This window comes from Aneurinibacillus sp. Ricciae_BoGa-3 (assembly GCF_028421645.1).
GTDB lineage: Bacteria > Bacillota > Bacilli > Aneurinibacillales > Aneurinibacillaceae > Aneurinibacillus_B.
Genome location: NZ_CP116887.1, coordinates 4913999 through 4939963, shown reverse-complemented (window position 1 = coordinate 4939963; position 25965 = coordinate 4913999). Strand labels below are relative to the sequence as shown.

Below are 25965 nucleotides of genomic sequence, written 5' to 3'. Positions count from 1 at the left end.
GTATTTATGTAAATTCGATCTTAACTTTAACCATAACTGAATATAATCCGGACGAATAACAGTTGAGAGTTTTCCCGGGGAATATTCGCTAGGATTCGACCATATTTGTGTCTATTTTTTGACATAATATGTACTCTAAATAGACGAAATGTGCTATACTATTTTTAGCATAGAAATATAAATAAACACACGAAAAGGAAAACGCTTACGATGGAGTTGAAGGGAAAGGAGCTAGAGGTGGATGAAGAGCAATTATCGTTTTTTTATTATGGGTATGATAGTTTTTATGACAGTCATCAACTACATTGACCGCGGTGCCATTTCTTACGCACAAGCCACCATCATCAAAGAGTTTGGTTTGAATCCAAAATCATGGGGTGAAGTGTTAGGTTATTTTGGTTACGGTTACATGTTTGGCGCTTTGTTCGGTGGCGCGCTTGCCGACAAAAAGGGACCCAAGTTTGTTTGGCTATTGGCCGGAACGCTCTGGTCTTTATTTGAAATTGGGACTGCCTTTGCAGGTGATATTGGTATGGCTCTTCTTGGTGGATCGGCTCTGGTTGGTTTCGCTATGTTTCGTATCTTATTTGGTCTTTCAGAAGGTCCAATCTTTTCAACGATTAACCGCACGATGGCTAACTGGGCCGCTCCTAAGGAAAAAGGCTTCGCAGCCTCAATCGGCCTTTTAGGAACTCCGCTTGGTGCGCTTCTGACGGCGCCAGTAGCGGTGGCTTTACTTTCTTTTCTAAGCTGGAAGAGCATGTTTATTATTCTCGGTATTGTTGGGTTAATCTGGGTTTTCATTTGGTCTAAGATGTTTACGAACCGTCCGGAACAGCACCCGAAGGTGACAGCGGCAGAATTGGCCGAGATTCGTTCGGATGCCGACTTGCTAAGCAGTGAAACGACATTGGTACAGGCTGAACAGGAAGATGTTCCCTGGTATCACTTCTTTAAAAATCCTACTTTAGTGATGAATGCCATTGGCTATTTTGCTTTCCAATATGTAAACTTCTTAATTTTAACCTGGACGCCGAAATATTTGCAGGATACGTTTAATTTTAAGTTGTCTGCCCTGTGGTATCTGGGCATGATACCGTGGATCGGCGCCTGTATTACCGTACTTCTTGGAGGAAAAATCTCCGATGCTTTACGCCGCAAGACTGGCAGCCTGCGAGTAGCCCGCTCCGGATTAGCGGTTGTTTCGCTGCTGTTGACTGCGGTGTGTTTCATGATTATTCCTACCGTCCATAGTGTAGGGGCTGTGCTCACCCTTATGGCGATCGGAAATGCATTTAACTTCCTGCCTAACTCTGTATATTGGACCGTCATTATTGATACCGAACCTTCCCGCGCAGGCACATTCGGAGGCGTGACTCACTTCTTTACCAACATTGCTACTGTAGTTGCTCCTACACTGACAGGCGCATTGGTTGCAAGCAATGGATACACCGCGATGTTTGTGGCTGCTGCTGTAGCATCTGTGATTGGGATGATCGCGATGCTATTCGTTAAGCCTGGTAAAAGAACCATTATTAACGCTACACATAATAAAGCAGTTTAAATTTATCTACCCTCGTGCATGCGGGGGTTTTATAATTTAAATAGACAGTCATATGAACTAAACAGCATCGTATTGAGTGAGTTTTCTACTAATAAAGAGGGGAGATTACAGATGACGACAAGCGATATAGTTCGGATGGATTTGCATACGTTATCCCAGCATATCGAGGAAAAGAAGCTGTCTCCGGTTGAAGTTGTACAAGCGCTGCTGGAACGCATAGAACAGTTAAATCCAACCTTGAATGCCGTGATAACGGTATGCGATGGGGAAGCACTCGAAGCAGCTAAGCAGGCGGAAGAAGAGATTAGCAGGGGAAATTATAAAGGTCCTCTGCACGGGGTGCCGATCGGGTTAAAAGATTTAATTTTCACCAGGGGTGTCCGCACTACGATGGGATCAGAAATCTATAAAGATTTTGTTCCTGAAATAGATGCCACTGTCGTCCAAAAGTTGAAAGAGGCCGGAGCTATTATCATAGGAAAATTAAATACACACGAATTTGCTTACGGCCCTACCGGTGATATTTCTTATTTCGGCGCTGTGCGAAATCCGTATGATACAACAAGGATAACAGGCGGCTCCAGCAGCGGCTCGGGAGCATCAGTGGCAGCGGGACTTGCCTTTGGCGCCCTGGGTACAGACACCGGCGGATCGATCCGGATTCCGTCCTCTGCTTGTGGAATAGTGGGCATGAAGCCTACGTTTGGCCGTGTTAGCAAGCACGGCGTGTATCCGTTGGCGTTTACTTTAGATCACGTTGGTCCAATGACGCGAACAGTTTACGACAACGCACTCTTACTCAATGTATTAGCAGGCTTTGATGCACAGGATGATTATTCCGTACAGCGGGATACTGAAGATTTTACGCGGTTAATTGGTGAATCGATTAAAGGAAAAGTGGTTGGAATTCCTACCAACTTCTATTACGATCAGCTTCAGCCTGAAGTTCGTTCGGCAGTGGAAAACAGCTTTGAAATCTTTCGTGATCTGGGAGCAACAATCGAGCATGTGGAGATTCAAAATCTGAACCAAATTTCCTTAGCCCAGCTGAAGACAATTCAAAGTGAAGCGTATGCCATACATCAACATCATGTAAAAGACTGTCCTGATAAATTCCATCCTCAAGTGTTGGAGCGTTTAGAAGCCAGCTTCACCGCGCGTGGCTATGAATATGTAGAGGCCCAGCAGGTTCGCAGGCAGATTCTAAATTCGTTTAAGGAAGCATTTGAGCGAGTGGATGTGCTGCTTACGCCGACGCTTCCGATCCTTCCAACAAAAATCGATGAGCGTGAGGTTGAGATCGAAGGGCAGACAGCGCCGGTTCCTGCGTCACTGCTGCGCTTAACAGGGCCAACCAATACAACAGGCCTGCCAAGCTTATCTCTGCCTTGTGGATACTCTTCGGAAGGTTTGCCTATGGGGATCCAGCTAATCGGCCCATCATTTGCCGAAGCTTTACTGTACCAGTTCGGCAGTGCATTCGAGCGTGCAGTCAATTTTAAAGGGTTCCTGGATAAAAATTTATCCGTAACCCCACTATAAGCAAAGACCTCCGAGCAGGAGGTCTTTTGTTATGTTTTGCCGATCCGTCCGTCGTTCCACAAAGCGGCCGTAAAAGCTTCTATGAGGGGAAAGGAGAGAGCGGCATGGCCCGCGATGGTTTTCTCATGCCCTTTTTGCCATTTGTATGGAGAGATTTTTATAACTGTCCGACTCCTCTTTCATCCCCTTTTCCTGATATACTTTGCTCAGCCAGCGTATTGGATCAAGCGCAGTCGGGCTTAATTCCATCTCCCATGTGAAACACTCAATGGATTTATCGAGCAGGCCGAATTGGTAGTATAGTTCCCCGAGCGCCATCAGATGGTCGAGATCATTTGATAATGCCTGCAGCTGCTGGAGCTCATCAAATACCGGCAGATCAGGGCTGGTTTCTTTTATCGGCTGCAGCCACGCCTGTACTTCATTGATATCCAATTGTTTAAGCAAGCCGCCAACCACTCGGCGCACAAGGGCTTCTTTTTGTTCAGGTTCAGCTGGGTGCAGGCGGCTAATAAGTTGATTGATGCCGGTTAGCGCTAATAGGGAAGGGGTATCCACGTGATCGATGATGGTTTCAATCATCTTATAGTGGGCAGGCGAGAGGGTAGAAATATGATTAAGCATGAGAGCTAAAGCTTCGGGATATCGCTGTAAACGGATTTGCTCCTGGAGAAGGTCATGAGTCAATGGAGGGTAGGCGGCTGAACATTTACACAGAAAGTTTAGCACGCTATATTGTTCATCCGGATTTAGCACGGCCTGCAGTAAACGAATAAATTCATCATAAGCATAGAAGTCATGTTTCATTTCAAAGAGATTCATGAACAGGATGACTCGTTCAAGAGGGCGTGATTGTGCTTTAAGCAGTTCGTGGAGTTTGATTTCGTATTTTCGTTCGCTGCGGTTTTGATAGCACAACGATTCCATAAGCAGGGGAGCTTGTTCAAGGAAGGCGTCTAGACTCTTTTGCTCTGCTTTGCGGTGCTTTTCAAACTCGGATGTTCGAATGATTTCTTGTATCGCTTTTGTCTCCGGGGAGAAGGTGAGCAGTATTTTTGCAATCTGGTAGGCGTTAAAAAACTGCCCGTTTCGTTTAAAGTGGTCAAAAATTTGCCGAATGATGCTGACCAGCTGCTGCTGTTCAATAAAATTATCCATGTAAGTGGCTGCAAGGGCAACCTCTGGCAGTGATAGCTGATTCTGTAAGTGATTGAATACATCGCTGACATCAGGGACGTGAACATTTCGGTTTTTTGGCAGGAACACGGGAAAAAGAGGATGGGAAGTATCAAGTAAGATGCCTTGTGCCCATACCTTGTCCAGAAAGGTTGCCTCTTTTATTTGTTCAACCTTTCCTCCGCCAATTAAGATGTTCTTAAAATAGATGAAATAAAAAACCGAGTTATTCGAATCGATAATCTCCAACACTTTACTTTGAAGATAGATCGCGACTCGATGAACTCGGCCTTGAGAAGTTTCTGCTGAGGGTCTAATGTTCCATTTCATTCTGTGGGAATCACTCATATCGATACCTCCCTTTTTTTCAACTATACCACACTCTATTTTTTAAAAGCAAACCGGCATAGAGTGCCTAAAGAAGCTTTTCCCTATAATTGGCACGGATTGGATTAACGTCAGCTGGCCAACTATAGGGAAACGTTGAGGGCTATCTTTTTTCCCGGATCACCTTTTCTATCGCTTTTTTCATGGTGATACCAGCGCGGTTCCAGGATAGTTTGAGGATATCCTTTCTGCCTTGCTGTCCCTTTTTTCTGCAAACGCCGGGGTGGGCATAAGCATATCGCATCTGTTTCTTCAGGCTATGGATATCCGGTTCCGCCCATAGTTGTCCTTTCTGCGCGAACAGATACCGAAACTTTTGTGATATAGCGTGGCGGCTGTTCATGCTAATTGCGGGTCTTTTTAGCTTATAATCCAGTAAAAAAGCGTTTCTATTGGTTAAGAAGTCCATGTGTCCTCCCCACCTGGTGGTGATAACGGGAACACCGCTTGCCAGTGATTCGAGAAAAGGCAAACCTACCCCTTCGCCCCTGGTAGGCAGGACAAATGCATTTCCACGCGTGTATAGCCCTTTAAGCTGATTTAGATTTTTAAAACCTGTAAGTATAACAATCGGAGCTGTCCTGGCGCCAAACCCCAGTTGTTTCTTGTAAGCTGAAATTTGTTTTTCTATCCATTTGTGCGTTTCGTGCCGCCTGTAACCATTTGTTTTGATGACCAGTATCACTTTATCCTTTTGGGAAAATTCTTTCCAATAGGCCCTAAGCAGCGTTTCGGGATTTTTGCGGTGTTGAAAGCCAAACACAGAAATAAATACGAACTTTCCCTCTGTATTCTTTATAGAGAGCTTTGGATTCGCTGGCTTAAACTGATTCGCGTAAACACCGTGCGGCACAATATAGATGGGGACTTTAACACCACTGTTGATCAAAGCGTTCTTGTTTTGCAGAGATGGCACAATTACGGCGTCAAATTTATTTATGTTTGGAAACCAGTTATTGGGGATTTTTGTCGTTTCCCAAACCGTATTGAGGATGATATACGTAAACCTCTTTCTTTCCTTTTGCATATTGATTGTGTTAGGGGAATGGTGATAGATTAAAACCTTGCGTTTATTTCTAGCATACGGCTTCTTTATTAAAGGGTTCAGTGCTGCTGTATTCGTTCGTTGTGTTTTCATATTGGTGAGTACTTTCACATTAACACCCTGCCTGCTTAATGCAAGAGCATACTCTCTACTCGCTTTCCCAATCCCACTTGCTCTGTGAATAGGGCCTTGCCAAATGACTTGATAATTTGTCATCTCCTTATACCCTTCTTCACAATAGCCTTTGTCTTGACATTCGTTTTCTTTGTAACGTTAACCCTCTTAAAATAAACTCTGCGTTCATGTAAAGATACCGATCTTGCATAGCCTGCTGCTTTTTCCAGGTTGGCTAGTGATAACTTGATACCGCGCTTGCTTATTGCCTTGTTTAGTGCCCTTTTTAAAATAAGCTGGCCAGGAAAATTGGCATGAAGAAAGTTTCCATACGTTTCAAATTCGGAGAAGGTAATTTGTTTTGATCTGTCAATGTTTCGGAGAATGGCCCCAAACCAAGTTGTTTTGTGCCTCGTTTCAATAGCCTTTTTCAGCTTAGCAACTTTTGCTTTTTCAAATAGCATGTAGTGGGTAACAAATGAGCGGCTTGAGGTTTTATTTCTACCCAGCAGTTTTCTGTATGTTTTGAAATACTCAGGCCGGCTCCAACCCCTGCAGTAAAACACGGTCTTCTCATTTTGTCTGAATACATGAGGGCGAGTGAGCACTGTGTCAGCATCGATAACCAGATAAAACTTCTGGGAACATAATTTATCGCCGCTTAGCTTTAAAAATTGCTGAAAAAGCCAGCCAGATCGATTCCACCTATTTGTGCGGTAGTTAATATGTTTTTTCGTAATCGGAAGGACGAAGTTTTCATTTATAAACTTGCAGTTCTTTTGCTTGCATAGCTGTTTTATTTTTACACTGTTAGGGGAAACGATCAGGATATCGCCAATTGGGTGTTTTACATGTTTTCTTACGCCATCAATCACAAAAGGGAGAACCTTTAAGTCCTTCTCAATAGCGGGTATTAGCACATCAATTTTTGTCCTGCTCATGTATTGGTTGTTTGGTCGAAGTGACATTTTTTCATCTCCATTTGCAAGTATCTACACCATGGTATGTCAGGGTAGATGCAAGCAATTGTACTAAAGCGGATAATGAAAAAAATGTGTGGATAACGGGGAAGCCTGCAAAGCCAGAGGCATAAAGGGAAGGGCTAAATACTTTGAAGTTGTTGAATAAGTAAGACATATTTGTCTAAATGCTGGCTTAGCTGTACAACTTCCTCATCTAAAAAGGTTCCCTTCTTAATGACTAACTGTGTTAATTGTATCCGCAATTCTTCTACAATAATAAGTAACGCATCTACACCAATTACAGAATGAGTTTCCATATGTGACCATTCAACAATGACGTTCTCATTCAAGGAAACAAGCTGTGGTTCTTTTAAATGACGTCGTTGTAGCTGGCACATTAGATAAAGTCCCCTTCCCAGATAACTAGGTATAAAGATCCAGTAAATCGTTATGTATTTATTCTACACATAATTGAATTAAATGGAAGCTGCTTTTTTGCGGCATTTATGAATAATTTGTTCAATTTTTAATTATGTTGACATATGTGAACGGATAGTAAAATGTGAGGCGAGTTAACTACTTAAAACACTTCCAGCATTATTTTTGAAGCTGCCGGAACCATATTGAAGTAAAATGGGAGGAGGAAGATGAGGATAACACGGACCGGGGAGGTGATCCCATATGGGCTTTTTTAAAAAATACATACAAACATACGGTAGGCTATTCTGCCTTGCTGTTGTTTTCTTAACGATAGAGACACTGTGCGATCTGATGCAGCCAACCATCATGTCCAAAATCGTCGATATCGGCGTGGCCGGCGGGAAGATGGATTATGTGCTGCGCATGGGAGGGCTTATGCTGTTTATTACAGCGGTAGGCGCGACTGCGGCATCGATACGTAACGTCATCTCAAGTAATGTATCACAAAATTTTGGGGCCGGCTTACGCGCAGACCTGTACAGAAAGACACAAACGCTTTCATTCAAAGATATTGATAGATTTGACAGGGCTTCTCTGATCACAAGGCTGACAAATGACGTGTCACAGGTGCAAATGTTTGTGAACGGCCTTATGCGGGTGTTTGTGAAAGCTCCGCTATTATGCGCAGGCAGCCTGATTATGGCTATCCGTTTAAATCCCCATTTAGCGGTCGTGCTTGCCATAGTTGTTCCGATTGTTGGCTTATTAATTATCGGCAATATGCGAATTGGCTTCCCTTTCTTTATCAATGTCCAGAAGGCGCTTGACCGGGTGAACCGCGCAATGAGAGAGTATTTGTCCGGGGTGAGAGTCGTAAAAGCCTTCAACCGGTTTGATTATGAAGTAGACAAATTTAATGAAGCCAATAAAGAGTTTCAATTAAAATCCACCACAGCCATGCGGGTAATGGCTGTGTTTAGCCCTGGAATCGCGCTTACCGTTAATTTCGGTATTATCGCGGTTCTCTGGCTTGGAGGGCTGGGCGTGAGCACGGGGCAGATGCAGGTCGGGCATATTATCGCGTTTATCAACTATATGACGCAGATCCTTTTCTCTCTGATGTTGATTTCGATGGTTTTCAATATGTTTGTCAGAGCGAAGGCGTCTGCCGGCCGCATCGATGAAGTCTTTGCGGTGCAAAACTATATGACATGGGGCAATGAATTTGTGGGATGTAAGGAGATAAAAGGAAGGATAGACTTTGAGCACGTATCCTTCTCCTTTGAGAGGGGAGCAGGCGAACCGATCATTAAGGATGTTACGCTGACCTGTATGCCGGGCGAAACGGTTGGCATAATTGGCTCTACAGGATCAGGCAAAAGCAGTCTGGTAAGCCTCATCCCCCGTTTCTATGATGCGGCATCAGGCTGTGTAAAAGTAGATGGGCAAGATGTGACAAAAACAGATCCGAAGAAGCTACGAGAGAAAATAGCGATCGTTCCCCAGAAAAGCATACTGTTTACCGGCACGATACTGGATAACCTCAGGTGGGGAAAGGATAATGCCACGCAAGACGAAATTGAGGAGGCGGCGAGGGTTGCGCAAGCCCACGATTTTATCTCTTCCTTTCCGGAGGGGTATAACACGAGACTCGGACAGGGGGGCGTGAACTTATCAGGGGGACAGAAGCAGCGTATATCTATCGCCAGGGCACTCATAAGACAACCCGAAATTCTAATCCTAGATGATGCAACGAGTGCGGTTGATGCGGCCACGGAATCCAGAATAAAAGAGTCGCTAAAGACCTATGCGAGAGGTCTTACCTGTCTCGTTATTGCCCAGCGAATTACATCTGTGATGGACGCGGATAAAATTGTTGTACTCGATAACGGTGAAATCGTTAGCATAGGCAGACATGCGGAACTAATGAAATCGTGTGAGGTTTATCGGGAGATATTTCAGTCACAGTTAGGCAGGGAGGTGGCGCATGATGTCCCAACAGAATGAGCAGCACGAAGAAAGTAAAACCCAACGCGATTATTCCATCGTCAATAGACCGGGCAGGCCTGGGGGAAACTTTGGCGCATTTCGCAGAGGTGGACCCATTGTTAAACCAAAGGATCTGAAAGGGACGCTTAAAAGGTTATGGTCATACTTTGGTGAACAAAGAACATTATTAACGGTTATCTTCCTTTTTATCGTGGTTGATTCGGTGATTACGCTTCTAGGGCCTTATTTAATTGGCATTTCCGTTGATGCTATGTCCGGTCCCAGGCACCTCGTTAACTTTAATGTGCTGGGCATTGCCGTTCTAACCCTTGTTGGGACGTATGTTGTCGATGGACTGCTGACCTTTCTGCAGGGCTGGCTGATGGCGGGTGTCTCCCAGCAAATTGTGATGAGGCTGAGAGAAGCGCTATTTGCAAAACTCCAGAAGCTTCCTGTTGCTTTTTTTGATACACATCCACACGGGGAACTGATGAGCAGATTGTCTAATGATATTGATAATGTCAGTACGACGATATCTCAGTCAACCACACAGTTAATGTCGGGATTGATTGCGATAGCAGGTTCGCTTATTATGATGCTCTGGCTAAGCCCTGCGCTCACATTGGCGAGTTTTATCACCGTACCGCTCGTTTTCCTGCTCACCCGCACCATCGCCAGAAAAACAAGTTCTTTATTCAAGGAACAACAGGTACAGCTTGGCAGACTGAACAGCCACGTGGAAGAAACCATTTCAGGTATACAGGTTGTTAAAGCGTTTAATCATGAAGAAAAAGCAATCGCGGAGTTTGATGAAGTCAATTCGCGGCTGTGTGACGTAGGATTGAAGGCGCAAATCTGGTCAGGCTTTCTCATGCCGCTTATGAATGCCATCAACAATATTGGCTTCGCCGCAGTAGCAATTGTGGGCGGTATTCTAGCTGTGAAAAGCCTCATTACAGTTGGCATTATTGCAAGTTTTTTAAGCTACTCCAGGCAATTCGTCCGGCCTTTGAATGATCTGGCCAATATTTTTAATGTCCTTCAATCGGGAGTAGCCGGCGCGGAGCGGGTGTTTGAGATTATGGATGAGCGCGAGGAACCTGCGGATTTGCCGGGTGCAATCGTACTGGAAAATCCCCGGGGTGATGTCGCATTTGATAAGGTTAGTTTTGGGTATAGACCGGATGTGCCTATATTAAAAAATGTAAGTTTTCATGCGGAAAAAGGCAGCAGTACAGCGCTTGTTGGCCCTACAGGAGCCGGTAAAACAACGATCGTCAACTTAATAACACGCTTCTATGATGTAACCGGGGGAAGGATTTTAATCGATGGCAGGGACATTCGGGAATACACAAGGGACAGTGTAAGGAAGTGCTTCGGTATTGTGCTGCAGGATACGTATTTATTCTCGGGAACAATTAGAGAGAATATAAAATACGGCAAGCCGGATGCTACAGATGAAGAGGTGGAGACAGCGGCGGGAATGGCAAACGCCAGCGTGTTTATTGGGCGTCTGCCTGATCAATATGACACCGTACTTTCAGAAAACGGGGGAAACTTAAGTCAGGGTCAGAGACAGCTGTTGGCCATTGCACGGGTTATTCTGGCTAAGCCCTCCATACTTATTTTGGATGAAGCCACCAGCAGCATCGATACCCGTACCGAGCTTCACATACAGGAAGCTTTGTTAAACATTATGCAGGGGCGGACCAGCTTTATCATTGCCCACAGGCTCAACACGATTCGGGATGCAGATACCATTATGGTTATCGATCGCGGGCACATCGCAGAAGAAGGGAACCATGCTGCCCTCATTCAGCAGCAAGGGCTGTATTATCGCATGTTTATGAACCAGTTTAAAAACATAGAGGGTGTCCTGGATTAAATATTGATTGGCCTTCCCGGTTGTTTTTTAGTGTCAGATGGGGTAAAAATAAAAAACGGAGACGTTACATGAGCGTCTCCGTTTTGTGTACGATATGTATGGCGTAGCTTCCATTGAATTTCACAGTATTCTATGCTAAACTGAAAAAACATCCGCTTTTTAATGTTGATAAAAATAATTATCCATTATAATAATAACACAATGAATCCGGTCTGTCAAATCTTTTCTGGCAGCAGCCAGGTTTTTAAGTAAAGGGAGGGGCAGGGATATGGAGAAGCAGAATTGGCAGAAAGAGCAACAGCGGGTTGACAGGGTTATTGGCATTATTGATCAGCGGCTCGATAAGCTGGAGCAGCATGTCAGCGAGACAAAGCTCGATATTGTGCAAATAAGAAAGAACTTTTGGGATGATGTTACCGTTAATCTTGAGGATGTGTACGAATTAGCGGAAACGCATGCAAGTATTAAACAACAGGTGGAGGTACTGTCCGAGAGGGAACGCAGCCATCGTCATGCGCGCAATCAGCTGCTGGCGTTAAAAAGGCTGAGGCAGTCACCTTATTTTGGCCGAATCGATTTTGTGGAGGCCGGTAGGCATGAAACTGAGCGTATCTACCTTGGTACCGCTTCACTCATGGATGAGACGGAAGAGAACTTTCTTGTTTATGATTGGAGAGCGCCTGTATCAAGCCTTTACTATGATTACCCGCCGGGACCGGCGCAGTACGAAACGCCTGGCGGCACAATAAAGGGAACCATTGATTTAAAGCGGCAGTATGTTATCCGCGATGGTCGTATTCGTAGCCTTTTTGACACGGGCATCACCGTTGGCGACGAGCTGCTGCAGCAGGTACTTGGTAAACAGGCAGATTCTCAGATGAAAAGCATTGTCGCGACCATTCAGAAAGAGCAAAACCAAATTATTCGAAACGAAAAAAGCCATCTGCTTGTCGTGCAGGGAGCTGCTGGGAGTGGCAAAACGTCTGCAGCTCTGCAGCGTGTGGCCTACCTGCTTTACCGCTATCGCGGCATGCTGCGAGCTGAAAATATTGTCCTCTTCTCGCCTAATCCAATGTTCAACAGTTACGTTTCGACAGTTCTGCCGGAGCTGGGTGAGGAAAACATGCAGCAGGCAACGTTCCAGGAATATCTGGAGCGGCGGCTTGGTAAAAATTTTCGGCTTGAAGACCCGTTTACGCAGATGGAATACACGCTTACGGCTATGGACCAACCAGGTTATATAGATCGTATCGAGGGAATCCGCTATAAGGCAACTGCGGATTTCATGCACGTTATTGAGCAATATGCTGCGGCTCTGGGACGGGGAGGAATGGTATTCAAAGATGTGAAATTCCGCGGCCAGATCCTGTTTTCTGCTGCAGATATAGCCGGGCAATTCTACCGTATGGAGCAATCCCTGCCAATCCCGAACCGCATGAAGCTGCTAAGCGAATGGCTTCTGAAGGAATTAAAGGAGCAGGCGCGCAGGGAACGAAAGAAAAAATGGGTTGAAGATGAAATCGAATTGCTTGATACGGAGACGTATGCGCGCGCGTACCAGAAACTGCGCCGCAAAAAACAATACACAGAGGATACGTTCAACGACTTTGACCGGGAAAAGGAACTGCTGGCTTCTGTTGTTGTGCAGGAGCGTTTGAAGCCAATCCGGGCACGTATTAAAAGGCTCGGGTTTGTAGATATTCCGGCTATATACCGGCGGTTATTTGCAGAACCGGCCTACATAGCCCGTTTTGATGGAGCGCCGGCCTCTGGGAATTGGCCCGGTATTTGCTCACAGACATTGGATAGGCTTGAGCGTTCTGAACTGGCTTACGAAGATGCAGTGCCTTATCTTTACCTGAAGGAGCGAATCGAGGGTTTTGAGACCAATACTTCTATTCGCCATGTATTTATCGATGAGGCGCAGGATTACTCCCCTTTTCAGTTTGCTTTTATTAAGCGGTTGTTTCCACGGGCCAAGATGACTGTGCTTGGTGATTTGAACCAGGCTATCTTTGCGCATGTCGGCTCGGGCGAAGCGTTTTCGGCCCTGGCTTCCTTATATGAAGCCGAACAGGCTGAGACCATCGTATTAAAGCGAAGCTATCGTTCTACGCGCCAAATTATTGAGTTTACAAGCAGCATGATTGAAGGTGGGGAAGAGATTGAACCTTTTAACCGTGAAGGTAGTAAGCCCGTGGTTAAACAGGCCGCAGACAAACCCCACCTTGCTCAGTTTATTAGCGGAAAGATCAGGGAACTCCAGGCTGCTGGCCACGAAACGGTTGCTGTTATTTGCAAAACGGCTCAGGAAAGTGAGGAAGCCTACGATGCCCTCAGGAACGAAGTGCCGCTGCGCCTTATCAAAAAGGAAACCGCATCGTTCGAGTCCGGTGTACTGGTGATCCCTTCTTACCTGGCCAAAGGCGTCGAGTTTGATGCCGTGATCATTTACAATGGTTCACTGGAACAATACGGAAGGGAAAATGAACGCAGGCTATTCTATACGGCCTGTACAAGGGCGATGCACGAACTGCACATTTTTTTCCTTGGTGAAATGAGCCCGTTTATCGCTGGCGTCTCCGCGGACACCTATCACTTGCAAAGTTAACGTTAGCTTGAATAGCCTACTAGAAAACTTGGCTGACGCCAAACCGTAGGTGAAGGTCGATAGCCTTAGTTTCTCTTTGCTTGTCCATAAAGAAATTAATGTTACTTTAAAGCGCTATTTCTTACCCGGGGACCGGATGATCCCCAAAACGCTAAAGAGATACCCAGATGTTGCACCTAAACGGTATAAAGGAATCTAAGGCTATCGCCTGCGCTATGCTTGCCGATAGCCAAGATTCCCTAATGCGGTCCGCCCGTTGTGACAGAAAGCGGCCGAAAAAACTTCTGCGGGGGGAAGGGACAGAGCGGTATGTCCGCGATGTTTATTCTTATTAAGCAAGCCTAAAACTTTATCATTCCTTTACATTAATTCAACGTTTCCGCCTTGATAAAAAAGTACAATAAGGGTAGATAATTTAGGGGAGACCCACTGATCTAGTATACCTGGAGGGACTCATTGTGCTGAAAAAACGTGAGTTGTCGGATTGCCGTGTTTTGTTCGATTTAATGAGTGATCCTGCTGTCTTCCCATTCGTGCGTCACAAAGCAAGTTCCTTCGGGGAGTTCCTATTTATCACGAAGCAAATAATCGAACAAGAAGAGCAGGGTAACTTAATATCCCGCACAATTCTTGACGAATGCGGGCATCCGATTGGCACGATTACTTTATACGACATTGAAAATCGGGCAGGCTTTATTGGCACATGGATTGGTAAGATGTATTTTGGGAAGGGCTACAACCAAGCCGCAAAAGAGGCGTTTTTAAGTGAATTGTTCTATGAGCATCAAATGGAGACGGTTTATATGCGAATTCGCAAGGAAAATGTCCGTTCCCGTACAGCAGCGGAAAAGTTGCCTTACTGTCAACGGCTAAACGAAAATCCGAAGCACTCGTTTGTGCATAATCATGCAAACGCCGACATGTATGAATTTTACTATATTCAAAAAGTTCGTTACACCATGCACATTGAAGCGCAAGCAGCCATGAGCGAAGTTATCTAACACGAGCCATGGCTGCCGTGTCCTTGGCCATCTACACGTTAGCGTTCCTGCAGGCTGTTTAACGGCACTTCCTGCTCTTTTTCCGGGTGATCAAGCGGGTAAATTCTTGCTGTTTCTTTCTTTTCGTCAACGTGTTGAATATATACGGAAACCCCCTGAAAGGTAACATCTACTACCTGAGGTGATGTGGTAATCTCCTTAGCCCGCTGTGCATTCATGAACATAACCTCCTTATTTTTTATTGCTTTAATATTTACAGGAAGCGGCTTGCCTATTCAAAAAAGTGCACGCAGTAAAATTCCCATCTTAAGGTTGATGGGAGATTTTATTGCTTACAGGGACATCCAATTTTCGGTTCCATGCAATCAGCAATGCATTGAGGAAAAGAATGATCATGGTTATATAGAAGACATCCCGGATATCATACGCAGCTGCAACCGAGCTCCCCAGGAGCGGACCAAGAAAGTTGCCGAGGAATTGGGCACTGGAGTTGAAGCCGAATGCTTTCGCCTGGATATTCTTCGGAGCCAGCTTCTTAACCAATACATTTAAGGATGGCAGCATACCGCCTACAAACAAGCCAAGCAAGAAACGGCCAATGATCAGAACCGTAATGTTGTTGGTTAATGCCTGAGGCAGGAAGGACAATCCCGCCATAACGAGTGAAACAATTAAAATCTTTCGCTGCCCAACTTTGTCGCCAAACCGTCCAAGAAGAGGGGAACCGATTAAGTTGGCTACACCGGAAGCGGCGACAACGAGTCCCGCAATAAATGCCAGGTGGGCGCCGTGGTATACCGTCTTGGTGTAAATTGTAAGAATAGGCTGAATGGACATCATGCCCAATTGGGTAACGGTTGTCGCAACGAACACAGGAATAAGCGGAATAAGAAGCCGCCAGCTGTGCGATTCTGTATCGTTTTCCATTTTGGCCGCTTTCTCAGGCACGATTTCTTTAACCAGAATCATCACGATGATGCTAGCCAGGAGAAGCAATAAACCCGTTAAAATAAAGACATCCCGAAAACCAAGCACTTCAGCCAGAACCCCCCCGATAAGCGGTCCAATAAGTGTGCCTGCCATCTGGCCGGTTTGTAAGGTTCCCAATGCTTTTCCTGAATGTTCATCTGGCGTAATGGAAGCCTGCAGGGAAATAGACATGGAAATGAAACCGGAGAACACACCGTTAATTAGCCGGAGAACAAGCAATTCCCAGGGTGCATGAACAAACCCCATAAGAATGGTCATGATCCCCATCCCAATTCCGGCCCGCAGAAGCATGGGTTTTCGCCCATATTTGTCAGCCAGCGATCCCCATAACGGCTGAAACAAAACCGCCGTAAGCATTTGGGAAGAGAAAATGGCCCCTGACCACTTTTCAACATCCGCCATTTGGTGAACGCCGAGGTCCTCTATAAATAAAGGGAGAAATGGAAGGATTAAGCTTGTGCCAGCGACCGCGATAAAGTTAGCTATCCATAAAATAGCTAATGTACGTTTCCAATTCATCTATTCGCCTTCTTTATATAAATATTTACATATATATAATAAATATTATGCGGATGAAAATAAATGCTCTATTCGCGGAAATAGAAAAGAAACTCTCTGTGTCGTAAGAGTTTCTTTGAAAGGATTACCTAACAGCTGCCATTAGATACTTGGAAATTTTAGAGTACGGGATAAAAAATTCGGGCATTCCGTTTACGTACGGCGTATATTCGTAGAGGCCAAAATAAATAACGATTCCCTGGTTGGTTAAATAATAACGCTGATTAGCCGGTATTCCTTTGAACGGGGTTTGCCAGAAGTACTCTTTTTGCGTTTTTAACTGTGCCCTTATCTCCGCGTTTATAACGGCCGTATAGTTTGTGCCTTTTTTAAATAAGTCTTTCAACTGATAAATCCTGCCGCTATTTGCATCAACCGTATACGCCACTTTGTCATACATCCCGTGCGCGCCGCCCGTATATGAATAGTCGGTGAATACCGCGCTTACGATGCCATTCTTATTGCGTTTTACCGCATATTGCGTCTCTACACTTAGTTTTGCTTCCGGACTGTAGGAGCCCTGTGCTTCTTGGTTGAGCTTTACAGCAGATGCTTTCACGGTCTGGGCATGGGCTAAAAACAGGGTGTTAAGCGTGTTTTGTACCTTGCTGTTCTTGATTCCTTCAAACTTGGGATACGTGATCTTTCCTGTAACATGCTCAAGATTAATAGGCATGCTTTGTGAAATAATTTTAACTTGGGAACTGGTTACAGCAGCCGGAGCACCATATACAATGGGCGCTGCCCCGATACAGGTGCCAGCTGCTGCAGCTGAAAGCAAAACGGCAGATAGCAGTCTTTTCATTACACTCCTCCTTGCGCGCTAGCCAAATTTAATGTTGCAACAGCATGGAACATGATGGAAAATGCTGCTTCTTCTACTATAATAAAAAAAGAAAGTTTTGAATAGCCGGCTAATGTAAAATCCCCCACCCAATGATGAGTGGAGGATTTGTTTACTCCTCTATTTTTTCCAGCGGCCTCTCAGCAGGCCCTTCGATAACTTCGCCCGTTATCGAGAAGCGGGAGCCATGGCAGGGACAATCCCATGTGCGATCCCCACTGTTCCATTCGACTTCACACCCCATGTGTGTACAGGTGGTTTCAACCATATGCAGTGTGCCCTGCTCGTCCCGGTATGCACCCGCTCTTCTCCCAATATCGACTACCGCCCCTTCGTCGTTTACTAAGGTCTCTGGCCTCATCTGAATGAGTTCAACTTTGCCCTCAACTAAGTGTTTGGCCACATCCGCGTTCTCTACGATAAGCGTTTTAATGCTCTGTCCGGTGCTTGACCTTGATGGGGCATAAAGTTCCCGGTATGGATTATCCCTTTCCAGCACTAAATCACGTAGCAACAACGCTGCAGCCGTTCCATTGGTCATTCCCCACTTTCTGTAGCCAGTCGCAACTAGAATGTTTTCTTCGCTGGATGTGATAGGGCCAATGTATGGAACATTATCCGGGGTCACCAGATCCTGGGCGGACCAGCGATAAGGGATTTCTTTTATGCCGAAGGTTCCGGCGGCAAAATCTTGAAGAGCTTCGTAGTGATTAATTGTGGGGATTCCCTGGCCTGTTTTATGGTTTTCACCGCCAAACAACACCAGTCTATCTCCATTTCCCATGGTCGTATAGCGCAATGAGCGAGATGGTTGATCAACACTAAGGTACATCCCGCCCGGAAATTCCTTTTCGGTTTTTACACCGAGTACATACGATCGATACGCGTACAGCCTCGCAAAGTAAAACCCATGTAAATCACAGAAAGGAAAGTGGGAGCAGGCGATGACATGCTGGCATGTAATTTTATGCCCATCCCGCGTAATGACTTTTGGCTTGGATCCTAGGTCAGCCTCAACCGCTATTGTGTTTTCGTAAATGGAACCGCCTGCGTCAATAAAAGCATGCATCAACGCAGTTAAGTATTGGAGCGGGTGAAACTGAGCCTGATCCTTCATAACCACAGCGGCTTTTGCCGGTACTGGGATAGGGAGGCTGTCCAGGAATTCGCCGGGAATTCCCAGCTGTTTATAGGCGGCAAACTCTTTCTCCAGTTTTTCGATAGCAGAATCGGAACTGGTGTAAAGGTAGGCATTTTCTTTTGTAAGCTGACATTCAATGCTGTGCTCCTGAACGGCTTTTCGAATAAACCTAAGCGCATCCTTATTCGCTTCGTAATATAGCCTAGCCTTTTCTTCGCCTAACTGGTGAATGAACTGGTCATAAATAATGTCATGCTGCGCCGTAATTTTAGCCGTTGTCGAAGCCGTTGTCCCGTTCAGAATAAGGCCTGCGTCAATCAAGGCTACCTTTACCCCTTCCTTCGCAAGCAAATAGGCGGTCGTAATACCGGAGATGCCTGCCCCAACGATGGCCACATCCACCGTTATATCTTCGGAGAGTTTAGGGAAGGCGGGGAGCCTGACCGACTCCCTCCAGTATGAATCCGGAAATTGAGGCATTGCTTTGTTGTCCATAGCATGGCTATCCATTACAGGTTTCCTCCAATAAGAAAATGTATCTTAACCTTCCAGTAGCAGTGTTTCCGGATCCTCCAGTAGTTCCTTTACCTTTACAAGAAAACCGACAGCTTCTTTGCCGTCTACAATCCTGTGATCATACGACAGTGCAATGTACATCATGGGCCGGTTCTCTGAGTGCTCCTTATCTATCGCAACAGGGCGCAGCTGAATCTTGTGCATGCCGAGAATGCCAACCTGTGGTGCGTTAAGTATTGGGGTAGACAACAGGGAGCCGAATGTTCCGCCATTGGTGATGGTAAACGTGCCTCCCTGCAGATCGGATAAAGCGAGTTTTTTGTTTCTGGCCTTCTCCGCCAGCCCGGCAATTGCCTGCTCCAATCCGGCAAAGCTCAGCCTGTCCGCGTCCCGCACAACAGGCACCACCAGTCCTTCATTCGTCGAAACCGCAATTCCGATGTCATAAAATTTCTTAACGAGAATTTCGTCTTCCTTGATCTCCGCGTTTAGTAGCGGGAAGAATTTAAGCGCACCGACAACTGCTTTCGTAAAGAAAGACATAAAGCCCAGCTTTATATTATGCTCCTTGACAAATTTCTCCTGGCGGCGTTTGCGCACATCCATGATCGCGGTCATATCCACTTCATTGAATGTGGTGAGCATTGCAGCGGTGTGCTGTGCATTCACTAACCGCTCGGCAATGGTTTTGCGGCGCCTTGTGAGCGGTATGTGCTCCACCGGTTTATCGAAGCTGCCGGATGATGCTGCTTTTCCGCCTGCCTGCCGGTTCTGGGCAGCAGGAGCCTTTGCCTGTCGTGCTTGTGGCTGTCCGGTTTGATTCGCCTTGAAGTCCTCAACTGTGATTCTGCCAAGCGGATCCTGGCCTCTTACCTGATTTATATCGATGTTCAATTCTCTAGCGAGCCTGCGTGCAGCAGGGGTGGCCAGCCTGCCGCCCTCTCCATGGGTGTCTGCCCCGGCTTCTTCGCCATATGCGGAACGTACTGCATTTGCAGTAGATGCCGGCTGTGCAGCGTTTGCTTCGATACCGGATGGTACATGAGCCGGGGCGGGCGTTTGCACGGGAGAGGCAGCCTTAACGTCAGCAGGAACAGCCTCGATATCAGGAGAGGCAGCCTTAACGTCAGCAGGAACAGCCTCGATATCAGGAGAGGCAGCCGTGCCCTCTTCATTGCCAGCTCCCTGGCTGATAATGGCCACCACTTCTCCTACCTGAACGGTGTCGCCCGGTTCACGCAAAATTTTTGTAAGCGTTCCATCTTGTTCCGCACTCAGTTCCACATTAACTTTATCAGTCTCCAATTCAGCCAGGACTTCCCCCTGCGAAACCCTGTCACCCTCTGCCTTTAGCCAATTCACAATGGTTGCTTCTGTTATTGATTCAGCCAATTCCGGAATTCTTACTTCACTCACGATTATCCCCTCCTGGGTTACCTGTATTCATTTCCGTAAGAAAAAGGGCCTCCCTTAGAATGCGCTGCTGTTCGACCTTATGAACATCCGGAGACCCTTCTGCCGGGCTGGAGCGAACGGGCCGTCCAATATACCGTACATGCACACTACCTAATTCCCTTAGCTTTGGTTCGATATAGGACCAAGCCCCCATATTCTTAGGCTCTTCCTGTACCCACGCGATTTCTTTAAGCTGGGTGCAGCGGGAAAGCAGTTCCCGAATCGCTTTGGATGGCAGTGGATAGAGCTGCTCTACGCGAACCATATGAATTTTTTCATTGTTTACATTCAGTGCTTCCCATTCCGCCTCCAAGTCAATCGCCACTTTACCTGAACAAAGGATTAATCGCTCTGCAGTCGCCGCGTGTGCCTCCAGGCCGGGCTGCTCTAACAGCGGCTTAAAGGCGCTTTCACTTAATTCGGACAGCCTGGAACTTGCACGCGGGTTGCGGAGCAGGCTTTTAGGCGTCATCAGGATCAGTGGCCGCGCCTCCTCTCTTCCAACCCTTGAAGCCTGCCAGCGCAGAATATGAAAATATTGGGCTGCACTTGTTAGGTTGGCGATCGTCCAGTTTTGGCTTCCTGAAAGCTGCAGGAAACGTTCCAGACGGGCGCTGGAGTGTTCAGCCCCCTGCCCTTCATAGCCGTGCGGCAGCAGCATCACCAGGCTCGACTTTTGTCCCCATTTAGCCCGGCCCGGGGCAAGAAATGTATCAATGTGGACCTGCGCCGCATTGGCAAAATCCCCAAACTGCGCTTCCCACAACACCAGTGTGTTTTTAGCCAGCACGTCATAGCCGTATTCGAATGCCAGCACGGATGCTTCGGACAGCGGACTGTTATAAACAGCATACGAAGCTTTTGCGTCCTTGAGATGCTGCAGCGGTGTGAACGTCTTCCCTGTCTTATAATCATGCAGAACAACATGGCGCTGGGCAAAAGTTCCCCGCTCGATGTCCTGGCCAGTCATGCGGATGGGAGTTCCATCGGCCAAGATGGTGGCGAAAGCGAGCGTTTCCGCATGTGCCCAGTCGATGCTTGTTTCGAGTGCCTGTTCTCTGCGCTTTAAGATCTTCTCTAATTTAGGATAGACCGAGAACTCTTGCGGCCAGGTTAACAGCTCTTTGTTTAACTGAGCCAGTTTGGCGGCTGGAACGCTTGTTTTAATGTTGAACTCGTCTTCATCCTTGTCCAAGTGGTAGGGGACGTGTTCTTCTTTCTGATCGGTTTTCACCTGTTCATACGCGTTTTTAAGCTGGTTCTGCACATCCTGCCTAATGCTGGCTGCATCCTGTTCGCTGATCACGCCATTTCCCTTCAGCTTATCCGCATATAAAACAGGGATGCGCGGATGTTTCGATACTTTTTCGTAGAGCAAAGGCTGTGTCACGTTGGGGTCGTCCATCTCGTTATGGCCATACCGCCGATAGCCCATTAAATCAATTAAGAAGTCTTTCTTAAACGTTTTCCGATATTCATAGGCGAGTGAAATCGCCTGAAGGCACGCTTCGGGGTCATCGGCATTAACATGCACAATTGGAATTTCGAACCCCTTTGCCAAATCGCTGGCATAAAGAGTCGATCGCGAATCTCCGCTTTCAGTGGTAAAACCAATCTGGTTATTGGCGATGATGTGGATGGTACCCCCGGTGTGGTAACCTTTAAGCCGGCTTAAGTTCAGTGTTTCCGCGACTACGCCTTCACCCGGGAAAGCCGCATCCCCATGGATCAGAATCGCTAACGCTTTCGTTGTATCCTGTACAGGCTGCCCGGCCACCTTCCGATCCTCCTGGGAGGCACGTGTGAAGCCTTCCACAACGGGATCTACGAATTCCAGGTGGCTCGGGTTATTTGCAAGTGTTAACCTTATGCGTGCCGCATTATCCTCTTGAATTTCACGGTCTGCTCCCAAATGGTACTTCACATCGCCTGACCAGCCGTAATTGATGCCCATTGACCCTTCAGAAGGAACCAGTTCCTTATTGGGTGAGTGATGGAATTCAGAAAAAATCTTTTCATAAGGCTTGCCTAAAATGTGAGCAAGCACATTTAAACGGCCGCGGTGGGCCATGCCTATCAGAACATGGCGGACACCATCGTGTGCACCCTGCCGAATCAGTTCGTCCATCATCGGCACCAGGACCTCTAACCCCTCAAGCGAAAAGCGCTTCTGGCCGACAAACGTGCGATGCAGGAATTGTTCAAATTCATCAGCCTGGATGAGATTGCGCAACAGTGCGAGCTGCTTCTCACGGGACATGGACGTCTTCAGCGGAAGGGTTGCGACCCGATGATTTAACCAGTGTCGCTCCTCTACATTGTTAACGTGTGTAAATTGATATGCAGTTGAACCTATGTAAACCTGTCGTAGATACTCAATTACATCCCATGCCGTACGAAATTCGTCCGGTGCTTTGGACCAGGCGATTTTTGCAGGGATGGATTCTAAATCTTCTCTGGTCAGACCATAGTTCGCGATCGAAAATAGGTGTTCCTTATTTTCGGAAAATGAATTGGTCCTTGCTGCCAGATGGCCATTAATTCTAACATTTTGAATTAATTTCACGGCTGATACGGCTTTTTTCATAATGCCTAACATATCCAGGGTTTCCTGGCTTGCTATCGCATACGGCTCCTTCTGAGGCAGGGTTGGCGCGCCCCACCTCTCAAACAGTGCTCGCATCTGTTCATCCACTGTTTGCGGGTCTTCGAGATACTGCTCATACAGCTGCTGTACATACCCCAGGTTTGGACCAGACAAATCCTGCCACGGTGTATTGCTTCCCATATCGTTGCGGGCCAAGTTTATGACACCTCCAGCTTTTTTCTAGATGCAGAACTACTCAATGTTACTTTTCCCTTACAACCCAATAAGAAAACAAATCTGCTCCATTTTTGCGTACAACTGCTTTTTTGTTCCAGGTTATTTAATGTTTGTCTGCTGGTGGAAGCCTTCCTCAAGGAGATACTGCTCAGCTTTTGTATACGATTCAAAAGCCGCCTCAAGATTGCTGCCCGTATAGATGTTCCAAAGCTCATCTTCGTAGACGAGCAGCAGGGCGTGATTGTCGGGTCCAATCCAGTATTCACGCCGTTGATCATCGCTTGAACGGGCGGCTTCAGCTTCAATTTTACCGTCTTCAGTTGAGAGGGAATCAAGTGAAGCCTGGATCAGGTTTCGCAGTTCATCTGCGGAATAATCCGAAATATTCACCATTCCTTTATCATTTGCATCAGCATGAGCATGAGCAAGGTGTCCGGCATAAACAAAGCCGTTGCCATTCGGATGCAGGTGGTACACAACTGTTTTCTTACCAAACGCACTTTCTTCATAATGAAAATTTACACGGCCCAGCGATACATCTCTTCGTTCAAGCTGCGGGAATGATTCAATAATCGTTAATTTCTCTTCAAAAGTCAGCATGGATAGATCTCCTTATTTGTCATGATAGCCAATGTATGGCGTCACTTATCCTTTAAGCAATTGTTATTTATGTTTTCTTTTGGATAATCCACACTCATGCCGTAATATATAACAAGAAGGAACAGCGATTGTGGGGGCAGTATTTCATGCTTTATCTATTAATTGACCAGCTTGAGCGGGTGGGCTTTATCATCGCTACTGCTTTTTTTCTGTCCAGACAGCGAAAACTGAGAAGTTTTATGCAATACCAGGGCAAAAGAGAAGGGCTATGGCAGTTTATTTTGTTGTTCAGTTTCTTTGCTATTCTAGGAACGTATTCAGGCATTCGGATCACAGGAGTGGGTTACAAGCCTGAACCGCTGATTTTTGACGTAGCGGGCACAGAAGCTATTGCGAACGCCCGGACGATTGGCGTGGTCATTGCCGGGCTGCTTGGAGGGTGGAAGACAGGGCTAACGGTAGGGGTGATCGCGGGTGTTCACCGTTATTTGCTTGGCGGATTTGCCGCTTTACCCTGTATGGTTGCACCTATCATACAGGGGGTACTGGCAGGCTGTATGAAAAACACCTTAAAGAAGCACCATAAACATTCTTCATCTGTATGGGTGGCATGTGCCGTAGGCTTCGGGGCTGAAATCCTGCAAATGCTGGTGATTTTGCTTCTTGCCCGGCCTGCGGGTGAGGCGATTGCCCTTGTTGAAACAATCGGCATCCCTCAGGTTTTTTCTAACGGGTTGGGGGTGGCATTATTCTTCGCCATTCTAATCGAAGTAGAGCGTGAGGAGGAACGGATTGGCGCTGAATATGCCAGCAAAGCTATGCAGTCTTTACTTGTCGCTAATGCGGAAATAAAAGCGCTTCAGGCGCAAATGAATCCGCACTTTCTGTTCAATGTCCTCAATTCAATCAAGGCACTGATTCGAACCAACCCGGAGAATGCACGCCAGATGATTACCCTGTTCTCGAAATATATCCGGAAAAATATGCAGAGTGCCGGCCAGGATCTTATTCCGATTAGAGAAGAACTTGCACATATCAGGGTGTATCTGGACTTAATAAAATTCAGAATGGGTGATCTTATCGATATAAAATGGGATGTGGATGACTCATGCCTTAGTTATGAATTGCCGCCTTTAACCATTCAGCCCATTGTCGAGAATGCTTTCGTGCACGGGCTAAAAAACACGGTGAAAGCAGGGCAATTGCTGATTTCGGTGAAGGAAGCACAAGGAGGAATTACTGTATCTGTCGAGGATAACGGGTCTGGAATGGATAACAAAAGCGGGAAACTGGAAGGAGAGGAGCATATGGGATTCGCCTTGGTGAACATCCAGCAGCGGCTGCGGCATTACTTTGGTGAAGATGTTACGCTTATGATACGCTCCTATCCAGGCATAGGCACAGCGGTTTCTTTTACCCTGCCAAAATAAAGAGGGGGGCAATACGATGGCATGGCGGGTTTTAGTTGTGGACGATGAACATCTGGCACGTGAAGAGTTAGTGTATATGCTCGGGCAAATCCCTAAATTTGAAGTGGTAGGAACGGCAGCCACCGGGATGGATGCGATTAAAAAAACGAAAGAATTAAAACCTGAGTTTGTTTTTCTGGATATTCAGCTTCCGGATTTAACCGGGCTTCAGGCTGCTGAATTAATCCGGGAGCTTGGTTTAGATGTAAAAATTGTTTTTATTACCGCGTACGATCAATACGCAGTGGAAGCCTTTAAACTGCGGGCGTTTCATTATCTATTAAAGCCTTATGATAGAGAAGATTTGGAGCGGGTTGTTCTGTCTTACAGCCAGGAGGTAAAGCGTGAAAATCCGCACGACAAGCGTGACAGGCTGCCGCAAAATGCAGATTATAAGCCGAGGCTGGCAATCGAGATAGATAGTGATATCAAATATCTCTCGCCTGAGGAGATCGTCTACATCGATAAAGAAGGGCGCAAGGTCCGGGTACACACAGAGAAGGAACAGTTTGATGCCCAGTATACCCTGCAAGAACTGGAAGGAAAATTGAAGCCTTTTTCGTTTTTCCGCACGCATAAGAGTTATCTGGTGAACCTGAAGTTTATCAAGGAACTCCACCCCTGGTTTAACGGTTCCTATAATGTGTACATGAATGATGCACACAAATCGATCGTGCCAGTTAGCCGCAATTATGTGAAAGACCTGCGGTCAAGGCTTGAATTATGATAGTTTTATAACAATCAAGTGACATTCTGGTGTATTTTGCGAGCGTTTTCCTGCATCTCAGGTGCGCTTTGCGACATGTTAGGAATAAAGCGCTTTCTTAAAACAAGCTCTCCTGTATAATGACAGCATAGTATATCGCAGGCTG

19 protein-coding genes are annotated in these 25965 nt (G+C 46.3%); 8 read left to right on the top strand and 11 right to left on the bottom strand.

Going from position 1 to position 25965, the window contains the following annotated elements:
- Positions 1-241 precede the first annotated feature (241 nt).
- Positions 242-1564 carry an MFS transporter gene (locus PP175_RS24990; RefSeq protein ID WP_272440882.1) on the top strand — a complete coding sequence of 441 codons (1323 nt, stop codon included), beginning with the start codon at positions 242-244 and terminating at the stop codon, positions 1562-1564.
- 111 nt (positions 1565-1675) lie between these two features.
- Positions 1676-3106 carry an amidase gene (locus PP175_RS24985; RefSeq protein WP_272440881.1) on the top strand — a complete coding sequence of 477 codons (1431 nt, stop codon included), beginning with the start codon at positions 1676-1678 and terminating at the stop codon, positions 3104-3106.
- Between the two features lie 123 nt (positions 3107-3229).
- Here the strand turns inward: PP175_RS24985 and PP175_RS24980 are convergent, their stop codons facing one another.
- From PP175_RS24980 to PP175_RS24965, 4 genes are all read right to left on the bottom strand, one after another.
- Positions 3230-4630, bottom strand: a complete 1401-nt coding sequence (locus PP175_RS24980; protein WP_272440880.1) for a hypothetical protein — start codon at positions 4628-4630, stop codon at positions 3230-3232.
- A 142-nt stretch (positions 4631-4772) separates the two neighbouring features.
- A complete protein-coding gene (locus PP175_RS24975; RefSeq protein ID WP_272440879.1) occupies positions 4773-5930 on the bottom strand; it encodes a glycosyltransferase family 4 protein in 1158 nt (385 codons plus the stop codon).
- A complete protein-coding gene (locus tag PP175_RS24970) occupies positions 5927-6796 on the bottom strand; it encodes a DUF6492 family protein (RefSeq protein ID WP_272440877.1) in 870 nt (289 codons plus the stop codon). The genes PP175_RS24975 and PP175_RS24970 overlap by 4 nt, the downstream gene beginning before the upstream one ends.
- Positions 6797-6930: 134 nt before the next feature.
- Positions 6931-7188, bottom strand: coding sequence for an aspartyl-phosphate phosphatase Spo0E family protein (locus tag PP175_RS24965; RefSeq protein WP_272440876.1), 258 nt, complete (start codon positions 7186-7188; stop codon positions 6931-6933).
- Positions 7189-7471: 283 nt separating this feature from the next.
- On the opposite strand from PP175_RS24965, the gene PP175_RS24960 reads away from it, so the two are divergent.
- The 4 genes from PP175_RS24960 to PP175_RS24945 all read left to right on the top strand — a co-directional run bounded on the left by PP175_RS24960 (position 7472) and on the right by PP175_RS24945 (position 14696).
- On the top strand, positions 7472-9217 hold the full coding sequence (locus PP175_RS24960) for an ABC transporter ATP-binding protein (RefSeq protein WP_272440875.1): 1746 nt from the start codon (positions 7472-7474) through the stop codon (positions 9215-9217).
- Positions 9201-11084, top strand: a complete 1884-nt coding sequence (locus PP175_RS24955; RefSeq protein ID WP_272443372.1) for an ABC transporter ATP-binding protein — start codon at positions 9201-9203, stop codon at positions 11082-11084. Before PP175_RS24960 ends, PP175_RS24955 begins: the two co-directional genes overlap by 17 nt.
- A gap of 268 nt (positions 11085-11352) precedes the next feature.
- On the top strand, positions 11353-13695 hold the full coding sequence (helD, locus tag PP175_RS24950) for an RNA polymerase recycling motor HelD (protein ID WP_272440874.1): 2343 nt from the start codon (positions 11353-11355) through the stop codon (positions 13693-13695).
- 458 nt (positions 13696-14153) lie between these two features.
- Positions 14154-14696 carry a GNAT family N-acetyltransferase gene (locus tag PP175_RS24945; protein WP_272440873.1) on the top strand — a complete coding sequence of 181 codons (543 nt, stop codon included), beginning with the start codon at positions 14154-14156 and terminating at the stop codon, positions 14694-14696.
- A gap of 38 nt (positions 14697-14734) precedes the next feature.
- On the opposite strand, the gene PP175_RS24940 is transcribed toward PP175_RS24945, so the two are convergent.
- The 7 genes from PP175_RS24940 to PP175_RS24910 all read right to left on the bottom strand — a co-directional run bounded on the left by PP175_RS24940 (position 14735) and on the right by PP175_RS24910 (position 23624).
- Entirely contained in the window at positions 14735-14914 is a 180-nt protein-coding gene (locus tag PP175_RS24940; RefSeq protein WP_272440872.1) for a small acid-soluble spore protein H, read from the bottom strand.
- 88 nt (positions 14915-15002) lie between these two features.
- Positions 15003-16205 carry an MFS transporter gene (locus PP175_RS24935; protein ID WP_272440871.1) on the bottom strand — a complete coding sequence of 401 codons (1203 nt, stop codon included), beginning with the start codon at positions 16203-16205 and terminating at the stop codon, positions 15003-15005.
- A 124-nt stretch (positions 16206-16329) separates the two neighbouring features.
- A complete protein-coding gene (locus PP175_RS24930) occupies positions 16330-17049 on the bottom strand; it encodes a DUF3298 and DUF4163 domain-containing protein (protein ID WP_272440870.1) in 720 nt (239 codons plus the stop codon).
- A 151-nt stretch (positions 17050-17200) separates the two neighbouring features.
- Positions 17201-18724 carry an FAD-dependent oxidoreductase gene (locus PP175_RS24925; RefSeq protein WP_272443371.1) on the bottom strand — a complete coding sequence of 508 codons (1524 nt, stop codon included), beginning with the start codon at positions 18722-18724 and terminating at the stop codon, positions 17201-17203.
- A gap of 45 nt (positions 18725-18769) precedes the next feature.
- Positions 18770-20161 (bottom strand): 2-oxoglutarate dehydrogenase complex dihydrolipoyllysine-residue succinyltransferase, encoded by a 1392-nt coding sequence (odhB, locus tag PP175_RS24920; RefSeq protein WP_272440869.1) that lies wholly within the window; start codon positions 20159-20161, stop codon positions 18770-18772.
- Positions 20154-23003: a 2-oxoglutarate dehydrogenase E1 component gene (locus tag PP175_RS24915; RefSeq protein WP_442870405.1), complete on the bottom strand. Its 2850-nt coding sequence runs from the start codon at positions 23001-23003 to the stop codon at positions 20154-20156. The genes odhB and PP175_RS24915 overlap by 8 nt, the downstream gene beginning before the upstream one ends.
- Before the next feature lie 120 nt (positions 23004-23123).
- On the bottom strand, positions 23124-23624 hold the full coding sequence (locus tag PP175_RS24910; protein WP_272440868.1) for a hypothetical protein: 501 nt from the start codon (positions 23622-23624) through the stop codon (positions 23124-23126).
- A 146-nt stretch (positions 23625-23770) separates the two neighbouring features.
- Here PP175_RS24910 and PP175_RS24905 point away from each other — a divergent pair, with 146 nt between their 5' ends.
- Together PP175_RS24905 and PP175_RS24900 are read left to right on the top strand one after the other, a co-directional pair.
- On the top strand, positions 23771-25054 hold the full coding sequence (locus PP175_RS24905; protein ID WP_272440867.1) for a LytS/YhcK type 5TM receptor domain-containing protein: 1284 nt from the start codon (positions 23771-23773) through the stop codon (positions 25052-25054).
- Positions 25055-25070: 16 nt separating this feature from the next.
- On the top strand, positions 25071-25820 hold the full coding sequence (locus tag PP175_RS24900) for a LytR/AlgR family response regulator transcription factor (protein WP_272440866.1): 750 nt from the start codon (positions 25071-25073) through the stop codon (positions 25818-25820).
- Positions 25821-25965: the final 145 nt, after the last annotated feature.